Source organism: Paenibacillus sp. FSL R5-0928, from assembly GCF_037970385.1.
Lineage (GTDB): Bacteria > Bacillota > Bacilli > Paenibacillales > Paenibacillaceae > Paenibacillus_AQ > Paenibacillus_AQ odorifer.
Genome location: NZ_CP150225.1, coordinates 5,769,639 through 5,792,016, shown reverse-complemented (window position 1 = coordinate 5,792,016; position 22,378 = coordinate 5,769,639). Strand labels below are relative to the sequence as shown.

Genomic DNA, 22,378 nt, shown 5'->3' with positions numbered 1-22,378 from the left:
ATATATACGGCAGTAACGCCGTAATGGAGGAAGTGTAAAATATGACTACTAATTTGAATACTAACATCCGTTTAAACGCCGGGGATCTATCCTTCACTTTTACAAACAGCGGGGACTTGTTCCAAGTCCTTTACGAACGGACAATGATCAATCAATTGCTGCCAAGCATTGTGGACGGCTCATTATCCAATCTATATTTGCGAGTGCACAATGATGGAAACATTCAAGCCATTCCTTTGCTTGGCATTCATTCTTCAAGCACTGTACGTAAGGCTGGAAACCGTTTGGTTTGGGAAGGTACTGCTGAAAATATAGAATATCAAGTTATTTTCACCCCTACTGCAGGAGGAACTTGGTTCTGGGATGTGAAGCTTACTGGACAAAATGCAGAGGTAGATCTCGTGTACGGACAGGATGTAGGGATTGCTGATATCGCCGCTGTCCGCAGTAATGAAGCTTACCTGTCACAGTATATCGATCATGCGGTATTTGAGGATCAATCTAACGGGTACGTTGTTTGCTCTAGACAGAATCAGCCGCAGGGCGGGAAATTCCCATATCTGCAACAGGGTTCACTTACCAAGGCAACGAGCTTCTCAACAGATGGTTTTCAATTCTTTGGACTGTCCTATAAAGAAACCAACCAACCAGAGAGCTTGGGTCGTGAGCAATTAAGTAATGAAATCTATCAATATGAATTCGCATATACTGCGCTGCAATCGGAACGGGTGAAGCTGAGCGGGGAAACACGGTTTGTGTTCTACGGATTGTTTAAGCAAGATCATCCAGAAGCGATCACTGCGTTAGAATTTGCTAATGATATTGCTGCGGCTTGGGATGCTGTTAAAGATTTACCTTTAGAAGCTGAAGCAGCACTTGAACGTTCTTTCTTCTCGAAGGAGCTGGGAGCACCGCTGGCTGCAGATTCGCTGACAGAGAAAGAGATCGAGGTCTTGTTTCCGGTTCGTTATCAGGAGGAGAGAGAAGGAGACACACTACTTTCCTTTTTCACGGAGAATTATGAGCACGTAGTATTAAAAGAGAAAGAAATGCGCGTAGAACGGCCACACGGCCATATCCTGATGAGTGGGGATAACGCTCGGCTTAATGATAAGGTCATCACAACAACTTCATATATGTACGGGATCTTTAACTCCCAGGTGGTAATTGGAAATACCAATTTTAACAAGCTAATGTCCAATCCAAGAAATGCGCTTAACATTCCAAAAGCTTCAGGACAACGCATTTATGTAGAGTGGAACGGTGAATATCGTTTGCTGACCATGCCTTCTCTATTTGAGGTTGGTTTCAACTATGCTCGTTGGTATTACAGAACAGATGGTGAATGCTTCATTATTACGAACTACACCACCGAAGATTCGCCAGAGATATTCCTGAATGTGCGTTCGGAAAGCGGACGAGCTTATCGTTATTTAGTCACTAATCAAATCACCATGAACGTTAACGAATACGAGCTTCCATATCAATCTAAGCAAGAAGGTGGAGCAGTAATCTTCTCGGCTGACAGAAGCGCACTAAGTGCTGGTGAATATCCTGACTTACAGTATAAATTACAGGTACAGGGTGCGGAGTTAACTCTGCAGGATGAAGGTAGACTTGTCTCTCCTGTTCAACCAACTGAAGCACCGTTAGCAGTACTGGAGCTGTCTGCCAGCAGTGAATGGACCTTGAATATTCAAGGCCTTCTGGATGGTAAGTCACTTGCTCCAAGAAATCGTTCAGCTGAGGAAGAGATTTCTGCTTATCGCGCATTTTATGCTGGTGTGATGAATGGCTTCCGCCTGACGCTTGGGGACGGAACAGAAGGTGAACTGTTTAAGGTTAATGCTCTGACTTGGTGGTACACACATAACATGCTGGTTCACTATTCGGTTCCACATGGTTTAGAGCAATATGGTGGCGCTGCTTGGGGAACACGGGATGTATGTCAGGGACCTGTGGAATATTTCATGGCTACGCAAAAATACGAACAGGTTCGTGAAATTTTGCTGACGCTGTATAGTCATCAATATGAAGATGATGGCAACTGGCCACAATGGTTCATGTTTGATAAATACACGAAGATACAACAAGAAGAGAGCCATGGAGATATTATTGTGTGGCCGCTTAAGGTGCTTGGAGACTACTTGGCAGTAACTCAGGATTACAGCATCTTGGGAGCAACAGTGCCGTATACCCGTAAGCACAGCTTTGACTTTACAGAAGAAAAAGCGACGTTGCTGGATCATGCGCGGAAGGAAATTGCTTATATTAAGGATCATTTCCTGCATGACACACATCTGTCTTCTTACGGTGATGGAGACTGGGATGATACACTCCAGCCTGCAAATCCACAGCTGAAGCAGTATATGGTTAGCAGCTGGACAGTGGCGCTTACCTATCAGACACTTAATCAGTTCTCAGAGGTACTTCGTTCAGTTGATCAAGCTGAGGCAGAGGAACTGAAGGCGATGGTGGAAGGAATCCGTAAGGATTTCCATACTCATATGCTTCAATCCGAAGTGATTCCTGGCTTCCTGTATATGGAGGACCCTGAGCAGATTAAGCTTATGGTGCACCCAAGTGACACAGAAACAGGTATCCAGTACCGTCTGCTGCCAATGACGCGCAGTATGATCAGTGAGCTGCTTACTCCGGAACAGGCCGAAGCACACTATGATGTCATTCAGGATAAACTATTCTGCCCTGACGGTGTACGTCTGATGAATCGTCCAGCTCAATATGTTGGCGGGGTCAGCACTCATTTCAAACGTGCGGAGCAAGCGGCTAACTTTGGCCGGGAAATTGGACTTCAGTATGTGCATGCACATATCCGTTATGTAGAGGCTATGGCCAAGCTCGGTAAAACCGATCAGGTCTGGAAGGGTCTGGCAGCGATTAATCCGATCGGAATCCGCGATGTGGTGCCAAACGCTGAACTACGTCAAGCTAACTCCTATTTCAGTAGCTCGGATGGTAAATTTAACACCCGTTATGAGGCACAGGAGAATTTCGATAAACTGCGCAATGGTGACGTAGCTGTTAAAGGTGGCTGGAGAATCTATTCCAGCGGTCCTGGGATCTATATGAACCAGTTAATCTCGAATGCACTGGGGATCCGTACGGAAGGTGGAGACTTAATTGTTGACCCGATTCTGCCGGAATCGCTGGATGGAATGCACTTTAGCTTTGAATATGCAGGCACTAAGGTAGATTTTATCTATCATCTTACAGGTCGTGAGATCAGTCGAATTACTATCAACGGTACGGAAGTGCAAACAGAAGGTACACCTAACCGCTATCGTAGCGGTGGTGTTCGCATCAAGCGTGCGGACTTTGACCGTCTCAGCACGGAAGCTGGAAATGTGATAGAGATTTATAAGTAACATTATATATAGAAGGGCAATCTCCGCGTTAACGCGGAGATTGCCCTTTTTTTGTGTTTTTTACATTCGGCTCGGTGTCGGTAACCCAAGCACTTCGAGCACATCTCCCAAGATGTCCTTGAATCTTGAAGTGAGCCAGAGGCGGAATTCGATCGTGGCTGAATCGCCTTTTAGAATTAGACATACAGAATAGAAGTTGTTGAACAGGGTAGCTAGGGTATGGGCGTAAGTGCAGAGCGTATTTGGCGTTAACTCTATACTTGCTGAATGTAATATCTCCGGCCAGAGGCTTAGCTGTCTTAGCAGCGCAAGCTCTGCTTTTTCCAATTTGGAAGGGAACTGAAGCTGTGCGGCAGCTGTAAGGATTGGGATCGTAGCTTTACTCAAAACGCTTGTCGCACGCGCAAAAGTATACATCAGATAAACTCCGGTATTGCCGGATATTTCGGTAGCCTGTTTGAAATCAAACACGATTTCCGTTCCTAAATTAAACCGTAGCAGATAGTAGCGAATCGCAGCAGTGGCAATCATTCGGCTGGAGAGGCCGTCTTTATCGGAACGTGAGTGTTCGATGTTCTGTTCCATGAGTTCCACCAGATCGCTTACCTTAATCCCGATTCCCTGTCGTCCGGACATAGCATAAGAAGATTTGCCTTCTGAAATATCTATACCCAGCTCGGCAGCCGAGGCGGGACTAAGAGATACAACACCATAACTCACATGATGGAGTTTGTCTGCTTGCTCGTTATAACCTAGTGCCCCTAAGGCTTGCTTAACCATCTGTTGTGGATATTCCTGTCTGTAATCAATCACATTGATGACTCTGTCCGCCTGCCCATAAGACTCTTGGGTTCCAGTTAATCCTGTTGTCCATAAACCGGACGAGAATTCGCTATAGGAGAAATCTTTGGTTAAAAGACCAAATTTCCAGAGATGATAGGCAATATCTTTGGCTGTATACGTTAAAATCCCATTCGAACGCACCAGCACCTTATCGAGATGATGCTCCTCTGAATCCGCTCCAATGTTAGCCTCTGTTCCTTGCTTCAGCACCCAGCAGCCTGCGAGTTTACCTTCAGTCTCTTGTACAAAAACGGCTGTCTGCTTCAGTAGCTCAGCTGCGGCTGCCCAAAATCCCTCTTTTAAAATACTGCTCTCCCATACCAGCAAATCATAATAAATCCCAAAATGTTTCATTTCCTCTACATGCTCTCTAACGATACGTTCAGCTACAAGGTTGCCCAGCCAGGCTTCATTGCCGCCACCTTGTTCAAGGGAGTGCAGTATATCTGTGCGCTTGTGTGTCATCTCAGGGTTCAGCGCATATTCTTTGTTCACTTTGGCATAAAGATCCCAGCAAAAATCACCGAAACGTTGATGTTCCCCTTCTAAAGGTATATTTAATAATCCAACAACTGTATCCGCCAGCTGATTGCCGAGATCATCAATGTAGTTATGGACCTCTACGTTATACCCAGTTCTTTTCATAATTCTGACTAGAGTATCGCCAATACAGGCGTTTCTTAGATGACCTACATGAGCGGCTTTGTTGGGGTTGATAGAAGTGTGCTCGATGATGACTTTTTCCCCAGTGCTGGCAGGCAGTTCAAAGGAATGTTCAGCCCAGCTTTGCCAATTCATATACAAATTGATAAATCCGGGAGCAGCGACTTCAACTTTTTGCAATAGACCGGCGAAACGCCCTTTGAATTGAAGTTCTGCTTTCACTAATTCTGCTATGACCATTGGGGATTTACGTAGAGTTTTGGCTAGCTGCATAGCGATATTACATGAATAATCACCATGTTCTAGATTTGCTGGCTGTTCGATCAGAATGGCAATGTCCTCTGGATAGTCAGCTCCTAAAGTATTGAATACACGGTGTACACTGTGCTTGATTCCGTCTTTGATGATTTGATCTAACATGGTATACCCTCCTTTGAAAATACAAAAAAGCCCTCGTCTCAAAAGAGACGAGGGCTTTAGCGCTCGCGGTACCACTCTCGTTGCTGAACAAGTTGTTCAGCCACCTTACGGGATAACGGCCTTCAGCCGGGACTTCCTACTAAGGTTCAGAAGTCCATCTCACGGGTGCGCTTCATTAAAGGGATCTGTACCGGCTTACACTCTCCCGGCTCGCTGAGGACTAGATCTCGTTAACTACTCTCCCGCTCATCGATGCTTGAATAATTTTTATCAGTATAACTAATATTTCGAAAAAAGCAAGGGTGGTGGAGCTAATCCCAATTTCCTTGAGCATCTTGCAGGGATTTAGAAGTCTCAAAAACTATCAAATCATAGCTAAATCAATATAAAATTTTTGGGCATTCAAACAATCAAATGAAACCAATCATTAATACAATACAAGGGGAATTATTAACCTTTTCCCAATTTTAAATTTTGTATTTTTTTAATCTGAATTTTTGAAAAATACTTAATAAAGGAGGGAATAGCTCAATGGCAGTATTATCAACAGGACCCATTGCAAATGATCCTGTTAGTGGTGTCAGAACAATTAAAACGGTTATTATCAAAATTGTAAACCGTGATTCTATCAATTTTTCTTCTGTTCATATTCAAGGTTACAAATTAAACAGTCTCAGAACACTCTACGTACTAGAAGAAATATCTATTGCACCCAATGAAGTTATTACGAGAAATTTTGGAGCAGACTTTGATGCATATGAATTCGTGTTCACCACAGACGGTTTTGCTGAAATAAGCACTGAGATTTCAGTTTGGGGGAGAAACGAAAGTGGTGCAATTATCGATGTTCAACGAGTTGTTGCAGAGGAGCAGTCAGAAACATAAATTCAACATATATGCAGGGTAATAACCACATTCTTAATAGATAGTTGAAACATATTATAAAAAAGAGCAGTTTAACAAGAAATCTTGATTAACTGTATTTTCCAGAAAGGAGGGAGTGCCGTAATGGCAGTACTATCAACAGGACCTATTGCTAATGATCCGGTTAGTGGTGTTAGGTCCACTCAAACCGTGTTAATCAAACTGGATAATCGTGATCCTGTAAATTTTTCTAATGTTGTTATCGAGGGCTTTCATTTAAATGGTACCAGAATATTATATGTACAAGAATTAGTAACCATAGGTCCTAATGAAGTATTATCTAGAAGCTATTTCGCTAATTTCGATGCAATAGAGTTTGTCTTTACCATAAGTGGACCAGCTGAGAATGAAACACAAATTTCTGTATGGGGTAAAAATGCTGCTGGGGAATTCGTGCCTGCCCATCGATTAGTCTCTGATGAACTTTTAGGAACCGAGATCGCAGGCCCTCAGGGTGATACTGGACCGCAAGGAGACCAAGGACCTCAAGGGCCTCAAGGGGACCAAGGACCGCAAGGTGATCAAGGACCTCAAGGCGTACAAGGACCGCAAGGTGATCAAGGGCCGCAAGGTGTTCAAGGCCCTCAGGGTGATACTGGACCTCAAGGGGACCAAGGACCACAAGGTGATCAAGGACCTCAAGGCGTACAAGGACCGCAAGGTGATCAAGGACCACAGGGTGATCAAGGACCACAGGGTGATCAAGGACCTCAAGGCGTACAAGGACCACAAGGTGATCAAGGACCTCAAGGCGTACAAGGACCACAAGGTGATCAAGGACCGCAAGGAGACCAAGGACCGCAAGGTGACCAAGGACCTCAAGGCGTACAAGGACCACAAGGTGATCAAGGACCACAGGGAGATCAAGGACCACAGGGTGTTCAAGGACCACAGGGAGATCAAGGACCACAGGGTGATCAAGGACCGCAAGGTGATCAAGGACCGCAAGGTGATCAAGGACCTCAAGGCGTACAAGGACCACAAGGTGATCAAGGACCGCAAGGTGATCAAGGACCACAAGGTGATCAAGGACCTCAAGGCGTACAAGGACTGCAAGGTGATCAAGGACCACAAGGTGATCAAGGACCTCAAGGCGTACAAGGACCACAAGGTGATCAAGGACCACAAGGTGATCAAGGACCACAAGGTGATCAAGGACCACAAGGAGATCAAGGGCCTCAAGGCGTACAAGGACCACAAGGTGATCAAGGACCACAAGGTGATCAAGGACCTCAAGGCGTACAAGGACCGCAAGGTGATCAAGGACCACAAGGAGATCAAGGACCTCAAGGCGTACAAGGACCACAAGGTGATCAAGGGCCTCAAGGCGTACAAGGACCACAAGGAGATCAAGGACCACAAGGAGATCAAGGGCCTCAAGGCGTACAAGGACCACAAGGAGATCAAGGACCTCAAGGACCTCAAGGCGTACAAGGACCACAAGGTGATCAAGGACCACAAGGACCTACAGTGTTATAATAGATCCTGAGGGATTCAAGTTAATGGTGTACTTTAATGGGGCTGTCCCAAAAGTATCTTTGGAATAACCTAAGTGCCAAACATTACTGAAATACGAATGGACGAAGGAGCTAAGCGGTTTGTAGATGCTTAGCTCCTTCGTGTTTTTTTTTGCGTTCACTGAAGCCTTCTTTAGTAGATTGTGGGCAAGAGAAAGCCACCCGACCTCTATACTTACTTTTGGTAAGCGATGAAGTAGGGATCTCTTAAAACCACGGTTATTCTTTATATCGCCAAACACAGGCTCCGGCTTACGGTAATACAACCACCTTTTCCTTACACGAAGCAATGTATTTGGCATATTGTATACAAGTTTCGAGTGAATCCTTTTGCTGCATCGGCCACCATCGTATGGCACCGGTAGGAGCTTTAGAGGCATAGATTTCAACTTCCTCCGGAATTCTTCCAACAACCACTATCTCTGTGTTCTTAAAATTGTTTTCAACAGCCCTTTGGAGTGTTTTCATTAATTGGATGTGCTCTTTAGGACAACTATATGGAATCGGAAACAGTATTGAGTAACGGGAAGAATCCTCATGAATCACATGCGCAGATTTCCGGGCAGGATCATTAACGGAGGTCTCCCATATGCGGTTATACGGTATTTTTTCCGGTAAATCAAGCTCGATTAATCTCATTGTAATTCTTTGATTGTATGCTCTCATTAATTGCCGAACCAGAATTTGAATCTGTTTATTCCTTAAAAAAGTGGTATTATTCCCATGTTCATTGCGATATTGGATGTATAACAAATCAGGGATCTGTACAATTTTAGTACAAAGAAATGTACGTACCAGCATGTCGTAATCATCTGCTACCAATAATTCATCTCGATGTCCTCCGATTAGATGGTAGCAATCTCTTGTCCAAGCACGAGGGTGATTAGGCAAACCGACAAGGTGAGAAATGGTCTTCCCGTTAATAGTTGTATGTTTCTGAGCATTTTGCCAGCGGTTCATGTCATGCAGCCAGACCCGGTAATGAATACTGTAACCAAAGCCGCAGTCCCAACCGTACCAATGCGCATAGTTACTTTCTGCAAACACCTCGGCACAATCCCCATATACAAATCCACAATCTGGATTTTGCTTAAACGCACTGACGATTTTCTCAAGGCATTCAGCTGTCAGCTCATCATCATGATCGACTTCTACTAATATTTCTCCTCTGCATAGCCCTGCAGCATACCTTTTATTTGCCCCGATATAACCATTACGTGAGTCTTGACGATATCTGCGAACACGATAGTCATTTAGTGGAAGTAAATATTGTCTATATGTCTCATCATCATCACCGGAATCATCTACGATTACCCATTCCCAATTTGTATATGTCTGTTTCAATAAGGATTGATAAGGCCGATCAATTTTCTCTTTGGATCTGTAGGCGGCAGTAAATACGGATATTAAGGGTGTGCCTGATGAAAAACGAGTTGGAGGAATCATCCGATTCTCTGGGAGAGGGTCTGTAGCTTTGAGCCAGCAGAAAAATAAATGTTCAGGCTGAATTTCGTTAGGTGAATGAAAGTGCAACCAGCGTTTTTTTTCATGCTTAGGCAATTCAATAAGAGCACTAAACGCGCCCCAACCCTCACCCAAAGAAATATAGATGTGAGGTCCTTGGAAAAAAGTCTCTTGTAAAGGATGGCCTGCTGCATACTGATTTACGGTAATATGGCTTTCTTCCATTCTCTCTACAAACCTTTCAAGCTCTTTCTTTAACACCGTATCAGCTACAAAAAGATGAGCTGTCAATAATGGAGTGAAATCGAGTGACATGAACATTCCCCTTTACTAGTTGTGAAGACATTTTTATCATCATTTCGATGCCTCATTAATATATATATGGGAGTGTTTATGTGTATGTTAGCAAATGAAAAAAATCCACATTGCCGAATTAGAAAGGTGGATTCATGTGAAATACCCTTTAGTGAGTGTAGTAATACCTGCTTATAACCGACCGCATACGCTTCAAATCGCCATTGATAGTGTACTCGAACAGACCTATCCGAATATAGAAATCGTCATCTGTGATGATAGCTCGAATAATAATGTACAAGAGATGCTAGTTCCCTATTTAAATGCGTTTCCTCAAATAAAATATTTCAAAAATGAAAAAAATCTTTTTCTTGAAAATTGGCATAAGTGCTATAACTTGGCATCCGGGGAATATATCAATTACTTAATGGATGATGATGTATTTCATAAAGAAAAAATTGCAAAGATGATCTGCTATTTTCGAGAATTTGAAAACATTACGCTGGTTACCTCATACCGACAAACGATTAATGAATCAGGTGTAATTATCCCTCCTCTCTATGCAACGAATAGGTTATATCAAGAAACAAGGATCATGGACGGTAAGCAGCTTGCAAATATTGCATTAAGTCGTTGCTTAAATGTAATAGGTGAACCTACAACGGTATTATTCAAAAAAGCCGATCTTATCGATCGATTTGGAGTGTATTCAGGAAAACAGTATTCTCTTCTCAATGATTTAGCCTCTTGGTTAAACTTACTATCCAAAGGAAAAGCAGTGTATATTCCAGAACCTCTAAGCTATTTCCGCATACATCCTAATCAAAATAATCAAACACTTGGTCCTAATGTATTCTCTGAATGGTTGGATATTATTATCGCCGCTAGAGATGATGGATTTCTAGAGACAAATGATTTATATAAAGCTGCCCTCCATTCTTATCTTAATCGTGTAAAAGATCATCATCAATTTTTTAATGATATCAAGCGAATTGAAATGATATTAACCACCTTATAGAAACTCCTATCTTAGATTTAATTGTTACAAATGAAGGAGGGTCCGTTCATGTTTGAAATCCCCTTTTTACGACCTAACTTAGTAAAAAAAGAACAATTTCTTACTTACTATGAGAAGATTGAGGCAACCCGAATCTATTCTAATTATGGACCCTTAAACGACCTATTTGAAGAACGTGTCATTACGGAAATGTTCGGAGGGACCGGTTCCGCTGTGACCGTTCATAATGCTACTGTCGGACTTATGGTAGCAATTTCTCAATCCAAGCGCTCCAAAGGAAAATATGCAATTATGCCAAGCTTCACTTTTGCTGCCACCCCCCTTGCCGCACAATGGTGTGGACTTGAACCTTATTTCCTAGACATTGAACCGGACAATTTACAAATGAATAGGGAGCAATTAGAACATACCGTCAAACAGCTTGGAGATGAGGTTGCGGTTATTGTTCCTTATGCCACATTTGGTACAGCCATAGATTTATCGTTATATAATAGGCTAATGCAGCAAGGTGTTCCAGTAGTTATTGATGCTGCTTCTAGTTTTGGCACTAAAACCTTAGAGGAGGCCACTCATTTTGGCAAAGGTTTCGGAGGAGCGGTAGTGTTCAGCTTTCATGCCACCAAATCATTCGGAATTGGAGAAGGTGGATTGGTCTACAGTATGGACCAGGATCTTATTAAGCGAATACGTCAAGCAGGGAATTTTGGCTTCTCCAGCAACAGAGAGTCCGTTATCCAAGGGTTAAACAGTAAGATGTCAGAGTACACCGCAGCTATTGCCTTAGCTACTCTAGATCAATTCCCCTCCATACAGGAGAATCGAAAGGCGATTTATGAAATGTATCTTCAAGAACTGGACAAAGAAGGTTTATTTGAACAGGGCTGGTCCATGCATAAATCACAAGGATCTGTTGTTCATCAATTTATTTCCATCCTCAGTCCAGAGTCCCATAGCAACAGTGAAGTAGTCGAAAGGTTATCCTCTAACTCCATTGAAGCCAGAACCTACTTTTCCCCGGCATGTCATCAACATAAGCAATTCCAAGGTTATCCCAGAGCATCCGTGAAGGTTACCGAATATACCGCCGAACATATTGTCAGCTTACCCTTGTGGGAGGAACTGGATGAGGTTAAGATTCGAAGAATTACTAAATTTCTTGGAAACTTGGGAGAAGCTAACCGATGAGAAAACTAGTCATTTGGGGATCTGGTGGTCATGCCAGAGAGATTAACTGGTTATGCGAAGAATTAGACGTTCAAGTAATGGGATTTTTAGACGAACGACCTGAATTCAAAGGCCGGATTGTCGATGGCGTTCCCGTTCTGGGAACTTTGGTTGATATTGAGCTATTAAAAAACGAGGTAGAGCTAGTATGCGCCGGGGTGGGTGATACGAGTTTGAAAAAAAGATTCGTTCATGAAACCATCCAATCAGGATTCCGTATTGCATCCCCTTTGATACATCCCCGTGTTCGAATCTCTCAAAGTAACATCATCGGAGAAGGAAGTATGATCTTTCAAGGGGCTATCTTATCTGGAAATATCAGGATCGGCCAGCATGTTATTATTAACCAAGGCGTTAGTCTCAGTCATGATGTAATAATTAGTGATTTCGTAACTATATCTCCTGGTGTTAATGTAGCCGGTAATGTAACCATTGATGAAGGCGCTTATATTGGTATCGCTGCTTCGGTCCGTGAGAAACGCCATATTGGTTGTTGGTCTACGATTGGTGGAGGAGCGTTTGTCAAAGACGACGTTCCCGATTTTACTTTGGCTGCTGGTATCCCTGCAGTCGTTAAGAAAAGATTTAACTCAACTTATTATGAACCTTAGGGGCGTTTGAGCTTCTCGGACAAATTTCTCACGATACAATCGATCCGGTGATGTGCACCTGAATGTGTTTCATAGGCATATCTCTTAGATTTGAGATATGCCTATGGTCATATCACTGGTTTAAAGTGTTAGGTAGATTCAAAGATATCTTGGTAGTTGATTTTTCACTTTAGTAAACTCTTCATCATAAAGAAAATCTAAAAGCTGGTTACATTTATCTACACTTTCAATTAGATATTTCTTCTTCTCAAATTGATTAAATGTCTTATTTCCAGTCCAAATCCCATCATCGTGCTTTCTATAAACGGTCATAGGTTTATTAATATAACCGATGTCTCCAAACTGAGAATAGAATATATTTAATATCCAATCCCCAACAAAGGAGGAGGTAAATAGATCATCTGGGATTTGATTCAGGTAGCTCGCATCGTAAAAACAACAGGAGATGTTTCCGATTATATTAGACTGAATGATATCTACAGTAGTATAAATCTCTTTAGTTTTAGCGTGCTGTAAGGGATGAGGTCCAAATACACCTTGGTTCTCCCAATATAAAATAATACTATCAAACGAAAGTGCACATTCTGGATGGCTTCCTAAGAAGTCTATGTGCTCTTGCAGCCTATGTTCTTCATTCCAATAATCATCACCATCGATTAATGCTAAAAAGTCACTCCCGTGGCAAGCTTCCAATAGGCGTTGTAAATTCTTAACCATTCCCACATTTTCTTCACCCTTTAAGAATACAAGGTTTACTCCATTAGGAATCGGAGAGCTTTTAATAAACGACTCGATATACTCGGCTGTTTTGTCTGTCGATTTATCGTCACAGATAACGATTTTTAAATTAAAGTCACCTTTTTGAGTCACAATAGATTGAAGACATTGTTGAATATATTTTTCATGGTTATATGCAAGAACACCTACGTTAACCGTAGGTTTCTTTTTTTGTATTTGTTGTTCAATATTACGGAGCTTAGTATAAAGACTTTTTAGCTTTTTTGAGGTTAAATTTGCAAGGTCTACATTTTTTTGAGTTTTTTCTTTTTTCATTAGAATTCCATAATACATCGTTTCGAATAAAACAATATAATCCTGTTTAATATCGTCATAGCATTGTCTTACTGAATCCCAATGGATATCATCAAAAACAATGAATCCCCCGTCTTTAATAAGCGGAGCATAATTGGTGAGATCCTCAAGAACATGCTTATATTCATGATTGCCATCTATATGGAGCATATCAATTTCGATATGTTGTAAATCTATAACAGCTTCGGATGAGGTTTTTCGGATTAATTCAATTACATTTTTAAGTCCAAATGCTTCTCGCTTTAAAATAAAATTTATATATAGATCTTCGAAATTTAATTTTTCAACAAAGTGATTTACTTGATCTCTTAAGTTTTCATCAATATTGTATTGCATGGCTTCACTGAGCTCATAGGGGTCTATTCCATAAGCAGTTCCAGTATTATCTTTAATAGCTTGTGATACAGAAAAGATACTTCTTCCTTTATAAACACCAATCTCCACATAATTCTTAAGGTCGAATTTCTTGATTAAGTATGCCATAACATAACATTTATTCAGAGGGCTCCCCCCTCCAAAATCATGTAAGGAAGAATCAGTTTGTATTTCCATAACTCTTTGAAACAAACTATTCCTGTTAATCATTATTTACCCCCTCATGATCCAGACAATTGTTGTACAACCTGTCTAGCTTCACCAACCTGAGCAGTACACCTTTTTATAGGTGAGCTACACATTTTTTTGAAGTTTTTTGGAAAGATGTACTTCAAAAGAATTTATCTAATTATTCTATTCCGTCTGAGGATTTTTGTGACATGAAAATTAATATAAGTGAAGAATAGCTCTGAAGACATGTTCTGGTTTAGCTATAAGGCACATCTTTTGATTGATTGCAAAAGTCAGTATATCTTAACAGTGATGCTTTCTTCCGGCAACGTTGTAAGGATAGCGATACAATAACAGTGGATTTTGAGCTTGCTTGTCTAATGTATACAGCATGTAAATTAACAGTTTAGTAGATTGCGGGTATAGGAAATGAGTTCTTCAATAAAAAAATCTGACAATTCTATGTAAAAACGTCCACACGTAACTTTAAGCTACGAATATTTCTGTATAGAGCTGTATAGAGCAGTATATAGCTAATCATTTCGAATCATAGAACTAATGTTGCCGTACTAAACTTTCAATTTGTAATAGAGGGGAGGAACAAAAAAGATGGCAATATATACAACAGGACCTATAGATAACAGTTCTTTTATGGGAGTTAGAGAGACACAAATCGTAACAGTGAACATAGTAAATCGCGATGCTATCAATCCTTATAACCTTGTAATTCAAGGTTTTGTATTAGATGTAGTAAGAACGATGTATGTGAATGAAACAGTAAATCTAGCACCCAATCAAGTCTTAACTAAGAACTATTTTGCCGACTTAGACGCATTTGAATTTGTGTTTACAACAGTAGAAGAAGTTGAAGCAGAGATTGGGATTTCAGTCTGGGGAAAACAGAATTCCGGAGCATTGGTAGATCCTCATCGCATAGTTGCATGGGAGAAGCAGGCAGTATTAATTTAATAATTCTTTTAGTGAAACAGTTAACGTTAAAGGAGTGATGAGGAATTGAGTTATTTATCTACCGGACCGATAGACAATAGTATGGTAGGGGGTGTAAGACCTACTCAACATGTTACTGTCAAAATTGATAACCGAAGTGACGTTGATTCATCAATGGCTCTTGTTCAAGGATACTATATGGATGGGACAAGAACTTTATATGTAAGTGAGCTGGTAAATGTAGCACCTAATGAAGTCATAACACGTGATTATTATGCTGATTTTGAAGCGTTCGAATTTATATTTACAACTACAAGTCTGGAAGATGATCCGATTCAAATCTCAGTCTGGGGAAAAAATAGCGTTGGCCAAATCGTGACTGCTCATCGACTTGTGCATACAGAGTTACTTGGTGCAACGCAAGGTATAACTGGCGCGACAGGAGCAGATGGAGCAACTGGGGCGACTGGTGCAACTGGAGCGGATGGAGCAAGGGGAGCTACCGGGGCAGGAGTGACTGGAGCAACTGGTGCCGATGGAGTAACAGGTGCGACTGGCGCAACTGGAGCGGATGGAGTAACGGGTGCTACAGGAGCAGGAGAGACCGGAGCTACAGGAGCAGATGGAGCAACTGGAGCGACTGGAGCAACGGGAGCGGCTGGAGTAACAGGTGTGACTGGAGCAGGAGAGACCGGAGCTACAGGAGCAGATGGAGCAACTGGAGCAACGGGTGCTACAGGAGCCACCGGAGCAGGAGTGACTGGAGCAACTGGAGGCGATGGAGCAACTGGTGCGACTGGAGCAACAGGAGCGGCTGGAGCAACTGGTGGGACTGGAGCAACTGGAGCGGATGGAGCAACGGGAGCGACCGGGGCAGGAGTGACTGGAGCTACAGGAGCAGACGGAGCAACTGGTGGGACTGGAGCAACTGGAGCGACTGGAGCGGATGGAGTAACGGGAGCGACCGGGGCAGGAGAGACAGGGGCAACAGGAGCTGATGGAGCAACTGGCGCGACTGGTGCAACGGGAGCGACTGGAGCAGGAGAGACTGGAGCAACAGGAGCGGCCGGAGTAACGGGAGCGGCCGGAGTAACAGGTGTAACGGGGGCAACAGGAGCAACCGGGGCAGGAGTGACTGGAGCAACGGGAGCGGCTGGAGCGACGGGAGCGGCTGGAGTAACAGGTGCGACTGGAGCAACAGGAGCAGATGGAGCAAGGGGAGCTACCGGGGCAGGAGTGACTGGAGCAACAGGAGCCGATGGAGTAACAGGTGCAACAGGGGCGACCGGAGCAGGAGAGACCGGAGCAACGGGGGTAACAGGAGCGACCGGAGCAGATGGAGCAACTGGCGCAACGGGTGCTACAGGAGCAAATGGAGCAACGGGAGTGTCTGGAGCAACAGGTGCGACTGGTGCAAATGGAGCGGCTGGAGCAACGGGAGCCACCGGAGCCACCGGAGCAGGAGTGACGGGAGCAACAGGAGCGGCTGGAGTAACAGGTGCGACTGGAGCAACTGGGGTAGCAGGGGCAACCGGAGTAACCGGAGCAACAGGAGTAGCTGGAGTGACCGGGGTAACAGGTGTAACTGGAGAAACTGGAGCAACGGGGATAGCAGGGGCAACAGGAGCAACAGGAGCAACAGGAGCAACCGGACCGAACGTTCAAGCTGAGGGATTTTCTGCACGTCTGTCATCTTTGGCAGTTGCTGCTTCTTCTCAACTTACGGGATGGACTGTGACTTCTCCTTCTTTTACTAGTCCGTCCTTTAATCCAGTTTCGGGTAATTACACAGTTCCAACAACAGGCAGATATTCTATTGAAGCGACCATCAACTATTCCACAACGGCTGCGCTTTCGATAAGTCTTGGGGCAGGAGTCAATCCTGCTTTCGTAGTTCAGAGAACTACCCCTATAGCAACAAACTTAATAACTGGTTTGTTCCCTATACTGGACGTGAATGTTGCGCTTGTATTGAGTTTAAGAGCAATATTAGGAAGCGGAACAGTAACGCTAGCTGGAGAATTTTCACTGACGACTGGGGATGTTATTGGATTGTTCTATGTAGCGAATGGCTTGACCTTAAATTTGAATCTGGGTGGTGCCAACACATCAGGGATTGTATGGTCTATTCATGAATTAACTTAAATTATCTCTAAGTTAGATGTATACAATAGGGGTAACTCGGTAGCTATTAGTATGGCTTTCCGGGTTATCTCTATTTTTGTTAAGGATATGTCGCGAGTCGACTGGAGCGAAAAAATGTTTTTTAGAATTATATCTTACTGTACTACCATTATGAAAATTCAAGCGACTTCAATGTTTCTAAAATATATTGGTAGTTTTTAAATGGATGTCCACACCTTAATTCAAAATAAGAATAATACTATAAAGAGCCAAAAAATATGAACTGATTTGTAGGCTCATAGATTATCAACTTAGAGCAGGTGGGAGGAATGATTATAGATAAAACCCTAGTTTATACGAAACTCTTGAGGATAGTTTTGTTCAGGTGAGTTGATTTTCGAAATTCAAATAATACGAGTATTATAATTTCATAAAAAATGAGGTGTTGAAAATTGAGTCAACTATCTACTGGTCCCATAGAAAATAATCTGGTAGGCGGCGTAAGACCTACTCAGCTTATTACTCTTAAAATTGTTAATCAGAGCGATGACACTCCGTCAACGGTTCAAGTCGAAGGTTATTATATGAATGGGACAAGAACTTTATATGTAAGTGAGCTGGTTAATGTAGCTCCTAATCAAGTAATTACTAATGACTATTATGTAAACTTTGATTCATTTGAATTTTTATTCATAACACCTACTATGATTGATGATCCCATTCAAATTTCAGTTTGGGGAAAAAGCAGCACAGGCCAACTAGTGACTGCTCATCGCCTTGTCTACTCTGAATTATATGGAGAAAATATAGGAATTACAGGTGCTACTGGGGCTACAGGGAGCGTTGGTGCAACGGGAGCAACAGGTGCTGGCGTAACCGGAGCGACAGGAAGCGTCGGAGCAACGGGAGCAACAGGAAGTGCAGGAGCAACGGGAGCAACAGGTGCTGGCGTAACCGGAGCCACAGGTGCTGGCGTAACGGGAGCGACAGGAAGTACTGGAGCAACGGGAGCAACAGGAAGCGCTGGAGCAACGGGAGCAACAGGAACTGCCGGCGTAACGGGAGCGACAGGAAGTGCTGGTGTAACCGGAGCGACAGGAACCGCTGGAGCAACCGGAGCAACAGGAACCGCTGGAGCAACGGGAGCGACAGGAAGTGCAGGAGCAACGGGAGCAACAGGAACCGCTGGAGCAACGGGAGCGACAGGAAGTGCTGGCGTAACGGGAGCAACAGGAACTGCTGGTGTAACCGGAGCGACAGGTGCTGGCGTAACGGGAGCCACGGGAAGTGCTGGTGTAACCGGAGCAACAGGTGCTGCTGGCGCAGGCGCAATCATTCCATATTCTTCTGGACTTCCAGTTGCTATGACCACTGTATTAGGGGGTCTTTTGAATACTTCAAGTGCAGTTGGTTTTGGTAGCAGTGCGACCAATATCAGTATTACAGGCGGTACTATAGATCTTACTGGAGCGGCTGGAACCTTGCTGAACTTTGCGTTCTCGGTTCCTAGAACAGGAACGCTTACGTCTATGGCAGCCTATTTCAGTGCGACATCTTCCGTTAGTTTGGTGGGTTCTACGGTAACAATCACGGCTCAATTATACAGATCTACTACACCTAACAATACCTTCACAGCAGTACCTGGGGCTTTAGTTACGTTAAGTCCTCCGCTTACAGGATTAATTGCTCTTGGAACTATTAGCAGTGGTAATACCACAGGCTTAAGCATTCCTGTAACTGTGGGAGAACGCTTGTTGTTGGTCTTCACTTCGACGGTCACGGCTGGCATTGACGTTGCAACTACTGTTGCTGGCTACGCTAGTGCAGGAGTTACAATTGCATAATCTGAAGAAAAGGGATATCCCGATAGCCATAGAGGCTGCAGGATATCCCTGATTTTTTCTCAAACATTGTTATTTAGATCATCAGAATCTCCCGGATGTCTTGCTCTGTGAGGGTAGACAAGCTTTCCTGACCTGGCTGGATGACCTCATCGATCAAGTTCTTTTTCTTCTGCTGCAGCTCATACATCTTGTCCTCTACGGTGCCTTGGGTGACGAGACGAATTACTTGTACTACATTTTTCTGTCCGATCCGGTGAGCCCGATCCGCTGCTTGCTGCTCGACGGCAGGGTTCCACCATAAATCGTAAAGGATTACAGTATCTGCCCCAGTTAAGTTGAGCCCGGTCCCGCCGGCCTTTAAGGAGATTAAGAAAATATCCCGCTCTCCTTCATTAAATTTATTACATAAATCTACTCGTTGAGAAACAGGCGTTTGACCATCTAAATAAAAGTATGGAATGCCCTGATATCCTAGTTCACGCCCAATCAGGCCCAGCATCTCTGTGAATTGTGAGAATACTAACATACGTTTACCCGAACTGCGACATTCTTCTATGATTTCGAGCAGCTGCTCGAATTTAGCAGAGCTTCCTTCATATCCATCGACAAAAAGAGCAGGGTGGCAGCACAACTGGCGCAGACGAGTTAGTCCCGCCAGAACTTTGATCCGATTATTATTGCCGAAACTATCTTGGGTCAAATGCTTAAGCGCCTCTTTTTTCAAACGGGCAAGATAAGCTACATATAACTTTTTTTGCTCCGGCAGCAGTTCACATGCTTGTACGGACTCAATTTTGTCCGGAAGTTCCTTTAACACATCACTCTTTAAGCGCCGCAGCAAAAAGGGACGCGCCCGCTTCGCAACCGTTTCTCTTGGTAAATCGTGAAAAGCTTTTTTGCCTGGAAATAACCCAGGGAACACGGTGCCGAAAATGGACCATAAATCTTCCAACGCATTCTCCACAGGAGTACCCGTAAGTGCAAAACGGTGCCGGGCTTGAAGCGCCATTACAGCTTGGGCTGTCTGTGTAGTATGGTTTTTTATAGTTTGTGCTTCATCGAGAATCAGGGTATGAAAAGACTTTTTGGCATACAACTGAACATCTCTGCGGAGCAGCGGATAAGAGGTGATGATTACATCAGCTTTTGCTGTATTTTTTAAAATCCGCCCGCGCTCAATTAGACTACCGTCTGCAATGACAGCTTTGATCTCTGGCGTGAATTTTTTAAGCTCATTAAGCCAGTTATAAGTGAGAGACGCAGGAGCGACAATTAGGGCAGGCAGCCCATTCTGGCGGATCTCTGGAAGTTCTGACAGTAGAAAAGCGATACTTTGCAGCGTTTTGCCTAACCCCATATCATCCGCCAAAATACCACCAAAACGGTAATGGGCCAACGTCTTCAGCCACTGAAACCCATACTGTTGATAATCCCTTAGCACAGGAACCAGACTGTCAGGTATAGGGAAATCAAGATTCTCAGGATTCCGCATGTTCGCAAGTAACCTTTTAAAGGATCTGCCCAGCTTAATGGAGTCACTCTTAGCATCCGTGGAGGTCAAATGTAACCCACGAACAACGGGCAGAGAAAACTCCACCCCTTTGATCTCACCTTCCCGGATGCCTATATCATTCATAAAGGTAATGATTTCTTGAAGCTCCTCGCTCTCCAGCGGTAGCAGGGCTCCATCAGGCAAGCGGTAGTATCTGCGTTTTTCCTGCAGGGATTTCAGAACCATAACAATCTCAGCTTCTGGAATCCCGCCCATATCGAATTTAAAATCAAGCCAGTCCGTCTTTTCATTCCAACTAATGCTCACCTTTGGGGGTGTAGTGCTCGTGAACAGTCTTGCTTTGACTGCGGAGGTCGCATAAACCGAAAGTAGCGGTTCCAGCAGCGGAATGGTATGGTACAAAAAATCGTATTCGCCCTCTTCGTCTGTCATAATAAATCCGCCTTCGGTTTTAGCGAAAGATTCGTGCTCCATCAGCTCCAGAATGCGAGCTTCTCCCTCCCCGTCTCGTAAAAGAATCAAATTCGTCCCGCGAACATGGGCTTTTTCATCTAAAGGGTTGATCACAATGTCACCATATTGGAACTCTAGTCCGGCGAGCAGCCGATCTCTTACACGATCCAGATAAAGTCTCGCGATAAGCCTATGTTGAACAATCCGATCCGCAATGGAGTCGGCGATATGGACGTTGCCCAGCTTTTTCAGACCAGGAATAACCTTGTCCATAAAAGACTCCATTTGCTCGGGGGCAATATCGATACCATTTCGGCGGGAGGAATCCAGCATTTTTTTCATTTCAGCAAGGCGTATACATTCTTGAGGGGATAGCTTCAGCAACTTACCTTCCGATAGTACCATCCCGTAATCTTCTAAGACCGAAATCTGCTCAAGTCCTTGAATATCCAGATGATATCCGTCCTCTTCTGCCTGTTCAAATTCAAAGCTGAGTGGAGGTGCCTCATTAGACACATGGATGCCTTCGTACAGCATCTCTTCTTGTTGCAAAAATACCGAAGAGACCTCTGAAAGCGCAGGCTGAAGCGACTCCCAGAAAAAAGGAGGGACGGCCAGCAACCGATCTCCCCCAATACTCCCCCCATAAGGTGAGTAAGGAGTGACGTTATCACGGTACATTTTTTCATTTAATACAATATCAATCAGCTTCTGTAGAACAACATTATCTTCCTTCCGAAAGCTGTAAATGGCAGGATCATAGATAAAATGTTTCGTGAATTCAAAGGATTCTCCGCGGTGTACACTTTCTAGAAATCCTCTTATTTTCTGAACAATATATAGACGTTTTGGACCGACTTTCATTTCTATACCCAGCATGGTGTGGCTATAACTATAGGTGAATGGCTTGCATGTAAACTCTATATTTAGAGGAAGTCTGTTATCTACAAAAGCCCCCGTACCGCTAGGACGCGGTGTATGGTTGCCGAACATCCCCAGTAGGCTGCTCACGAGCTGTTGATCTCTGGACTTTCCCCCGTTGTCTCGCGCAGTATCTGTAAAAATACGTGGGGTTAGAATCTCAGTATCTTCTATAGAAGACAGGTGCGAAGCTCCGGTAAGCTCTGAACGATCTCGGCCATTTTTAAGGGCGTCAACGTTGATTAGCACAGCCGCGATATGTTTACAGAATGGCCCGCCATGGGAGTAGGCTGGACAATTACACTCTGCCTGGACGTCCCCATCAATATCAATGACCACCATAACTTCATAGTCGATCGCCCCCTGAACAATGGCTTCATATCGAGAGCGGGGCAGATCTGGAATGGAGTCATTGTATTCTTCAACTTCAATTATATCGACACTTTCAGTTTGGTAATAAGCTAATCCTTTTTCAAAAATAGACTTGCCACACAGCAGTTTGATTACCCGTTCTGATACACTAAAGCCCATAACATAATTCCTTCCTCATAACTTGATCTTGAAAAGTCCGAA

The 22,378-nt window shown here is 43.6% G+C and carries 13 protein-coding genes and 1 other annotated feature; of the genes, 9 read left to right on the top strand and 4 right to left on the bottom strand.

Annotated features, from left to right (window positions below; translation table 11 throughout):
- Positions 1–41: 41 nt before the first annotated feature.
- The gene (locus tag MKZ16_RS26205) at positions 42–3,386 is read left to right on the top strand and encodes a cellobiose phosphorylase (protein WP_076106598.1); all 3,345 of its coding nucleotides are present in this window, start codon (positions 42–44) and stop codon (positions 3,384–3,386) included.
- Between the two features lie 60 nt (positions 3,387–3,446).
- On the opposite strand, the gene argS is transcribed toward MKZ16_RS26205, so the two are convergent.
- The gene (gene argS, locus MKZ16_RS26200) at positions 3,447–5,312 is read right to left on the bottom strand and encodes an arginine--tRNA ligase (protein WP_076106961.1); all 1,866 of its coding nucleotides are present in this window, start codon (positions 5,310–5,312) and stop codon (positions 3,447–3,449) included.
- A gap of 40 nt (positions 5,313–5,352) precedes the next feature.
- Positions 5,353–5,571: a binding site (T-box leader), on the bottom strand.
- Between the two features lie 272 nt (positions 5,572–5,843).
- On the opposite strand from argS, the gene MKZ16_RS26195 reads away from it, so the two are divergent.
- Positions 5,844–6,197, top strand: a complete 354-nt coding sequence (locus tag MKZ16_RS26195; RefSeq protein ID WP_076101005.1) for a hypothetical protein — start codon at positions 5,844–5,846, stop codon at positions 6,195–6,197.
- A gap of 493 nt (positions 6,198–6,690) precedes the next feature.
- Positions 6,691–7,725, top strand: a complete 1,035-nt coding sequence (locus tag MKZ16_RS26190) for a hypothetical protein (RefSeq protein ID WP_339814926.1) — start codon at positions 6,691–6,693, stop codon at positions 7,723–7,725.
- 280 nt (positions 7,726–8,005) lie between these two features.
- Here the strand turns inward: MKZ16_RS26190 and MKZ16_RS26185 are convergent, their stop codons facing one another.
- On the bottom strand, positions 8,006–9,532 hold the full coding sequence (locus MKZ16_RS26185) for a glycosyltransferase (protein WP_076106023.1): 1,527 nt from the start codon (positions 9,530–9,532) through the stop codon (positions 8,006–8,008).
- A gap of 136 nt (positions 9,533–9,668) precedes the next feature.
- On the opposite strand from MKZ16_RS26185, the gene MKZ16_RS26180 reads away from it, so the two are divergent.
- Genes MKZ16_RS26180 through MKZ16_RS26170 form a run of 3 tightly spaced genes read left to right on the top strand, consistent with a single transcriptional unit; the run spans position 9,669 to position 12,364 of the window.
- A complete protein-coding gene (locus tag MKZ16_RS26180) occupies positions 9,669–10,529 on the top strand; it encodes a glycosyltransferase family 2 protein (protein WP_076099423.1) in 861 nt (286 codons plus the stop codon).
- Between the two features lie 48 nt (positions 10,530–10,577).
- Complete coding sequence (locus MKZ16_RS26175) at positions 10,578–11,714, top strand: aminotransferase class I/II-fold pyridoxal phosphate-dependent enzyme (protein ID WP_076106021.1); 1,137 nt, start codon at positions 10,578–10,580, stop codon at positions 11,712–11,714.
- Positions 11,711–12,364, top strand: a complete 654-nt coding sequence (locus tag MKZ16_RS26170) for an acetyltransferase (protein ID WP_076106018.1) — start codon at positions 11,711–11,713, stop codon at positions 12,362–12,364. Before MKZ16_RS26175 ends, MKZ16_RS26170 begins: the two co-directional genes overlap by 4 nt.
- A gap of 138 nt (positions 12,365–12,502) precedes the next feature.
- Here MKZ16_RS26170 and MKZ16_RS26165 read toward each other — a convergent pair whose 3' ends face one another.
- Positions 12,503–14,041 carry a class I SAM-dependent methyltransferase gene (locus MKZ16_RS26165; RefSeq protein ID WP_076106016.1) on the bottom strand — a complete coding sequence of 513 codons (1,539 nt, stop codon included), beginning with the start codon at positions 14,039–14,041 and terminating at the stop codon, positions 12,503–12,505.
- A gap of 570 nt (positions 14,042–14,611) precedes the next feature.
- Between MKZ16_RS26165 and MKZ16_RS26160 the strand changes: the two genes are divergently transcribed.
- From MKZ16_RS26160 to MKZ16_RS26150, 3 genes are all read left to right on the top strand, one after another.
- Positions 14,612–14,971: a hypothetical protein gene (locus tag MKZ16_RS26160; protein WP_076099427.1), complete on the top strand. Its 360-nt coding sequence runs from the start codon at positions 14,612–14,614 to the stop codon at positions 14,969–14,971.
- Positions 14,972–15,016: 45 nt separating this feature from the next.
- Positions 15,017–17,095, top strand: a complete 2,079-nt coding sequence (locus MKZ16_RS26155; RefSeq protein WP_339814923.1) for a collagen-like protein — start codon at positions 15,017–15,019, stop codon at positions 17,093–17,095.
- Positions 17,096–17,526: 431 nt separating this feature from the next.
- On the top strand, positions 17,527–18,918 hold the full coding sequence (locus MKZ16_RS26150) for an exosporium glycoprotein BclB-related protein (protein ID WP_076106013.1): 1,392 nt from the start codon (positions 17,527–17,529) through the stop codon (positions 18,916–18,918).
- A 73-nt stretch (positions 18,919–18,991) separates the two neighbouring features.
- Here the strand turns inward: MKZ16_RS26150 and MKZ16_RS26145 are convergent, their stop codons facing one another.
- A complete protein-coding gene (locus tag MKZ16_RS26145; protein ID WP_076106011.1) occupies positions 18,992–22,336 on the bottom strand; it encodes a DEAD/DEAH box helicase in 3,345 nt (1,114 codons plus the stop codon).
- Positions 22,337–22,378 lie beyond the last annotated feature (42 nt).

Bases quoted from the DNA above. Each gene is read 5' to 3' on its own strand.
- MKZ16_RS26145 (WP_076106011.1), bottom strand. From the start codon at position 22,336: ATGGGCTTTAGTGTATCAGAACGGGTAATCAAACTGCTGTGTGGCAAG.
- MKZ16_RS26195 (WP_076101005.1), top strand. From the start codon at position 5,844: ATGGCAGTATTATCAACAGGACCCATTGCAAATGATCCTGTTAGTGGT.
- MKZ16_RS26165 (WP_076106016.1), bottom strand. From the start codon at position 14,041: ATGATTAACAGGAATAGTTTGTTTCAAAGAGTTATGGAAATACAAACT.
- MKZ16_RS26185 (WP_076106023.1), bottom strand. From the start codon at position 9,532: ATGTCACTCGATTTCACTCCATTATTGACAGCTCATCTTTTTGTAGCT.
- MKZ16_RS26170 (WP_076106018.1), top strand. From the start codon at position 11,711: ATGAGAAAACTAGTCATTTGGGGATCTGGTGGTCATGCCAGAGAGATT.
- argS (WP_076106961.1), bottom strand. From the start codon at position 5,312: ATGTTAGATCAAATCATCAAAGACGGAATCAAGCACAGTGTACACCGT.
- MKZ16_RS26160 (WP_076099427.1), top strand. From the start codon at position 14,612: ATGGCAATATATACAACAGGACCTATAGATAACAGTTCTTTTATGGGA.
- MKZ16_RS26205 (WP_076106598.1), top strand. From the start codon at position 42: ATGACTACTAATTTGAATACTAACATCCGTTTAAACGCCGGGGATCTA.
- MKZ16_RS26175 (WP_076106021.1), top strand. From the start codon at position 10,578: ATGTTTGAAATCCCCTTTTTACGACCTAACTTAGTAAAAAAAGAACAA.